We start from the raw sequence: 1,016 nt of genomic DNA on the forward strand, positions 1-1,016 counted from the left end.
AAATCGCTACTCGCACTGGCCGTACTGGGCGCCATCTCCGGCTCTGCCGCTGCACAGACCAACGTTGCCATCTACGGCCTGATCGACGTCGGCATCGTTCGCGAAAGCGGCGCGCCTGCAGCCGGTTCGACCACCAAGCTCACCAGCGGCATCGCCAACGGTTCGCGCGTGGGCTTCCGCGGCACGGAAGATCTGGGCGGCGGCCTGCAAGCCATCTTCACTCTGGAAAACGGTTTCCAGGCTGACACCGGCGCGCTCGGCCAGGGCGGCCTGCTGTTCGGCCGCCAGGCTTTCGTCGGCCTGCAGGGTGGCTTCGGCGCCGTGCGCCTGGGTCGCCAGTACACCGCGTTCGACGTCCTCATGGGCGCCGTCGATCCCTTCTTCAACGGTCTCGAAGGCAAGGCAGTCAACCTGTTTGCGCGTGGCTACGTCAGCCGGGTCAACAACTCCATCATGTACAGCACGCCGATCATCGGCGGCTTCCAGGGTGACGTGACCTACGGCCTGGGCGAAGTGGCAGGCAGCTCGGCCGCCGGCCGCTATATCGGCGCTTCGGCCGGCTATTCCGCAGGTCCGCTGTATGTGCGCCTGGCCTACCAGGATTCCAACACCGTTCCGGCTGCTGCCGTGGGCGCCACACCGGCGGTTCTGGCCGGATCGGACAAGAACACCGTCCTGGGCGCGACCTACAACTTCGGTCCTGTCATGCTGCACGGCGCCTACGGCGTCACCGAAGCCGACCGCGGCGGCCGCGACACGCTGGACTTCAACGATGCGATGATCGGCGTCTCGGTGCCGGTCGGCGCGGGCAAGATCCTGGCCAACTTCGTCAACCGCAGCGACGACATCGGCACGGCCGACGCGCGCTTCTACGGCCTGGGCTACATCCACTCGCTGTCCAAGCGCACCACGCTGCACACGTCCTACGGCTACATGAAGAGCCGCGGCGTCGGTTCGCGCGGCTATACCGTTGGCAGCGCGATCGAAGCAGGCAGCGGCAGCCGCAGCCTCGAAGT

General features: G+C 66.7%; 1 protein-coding gene. It reads left to right on the forward strand.

Features of this window, described 5'->3' with window-relative positions:
* Nucleotides 1-1,016 (forward strand): porin (locus FH061_RS30140; RefSeq protein WP_318841071.1); only part of this gene is annotated, 1,016 nt, incomplete at both ends.

Origin of the sequence: Noviherbaspirillum aerium (assembly GCF_008929045.1) — a bacterium.
GTDB lineage: Bacteria > Pseudomonadota > Gammaproteobacteria > Burkholderiales > Burkholderiaceae_D > Noviherbaspirillum > Noviherbaspirillum aerium.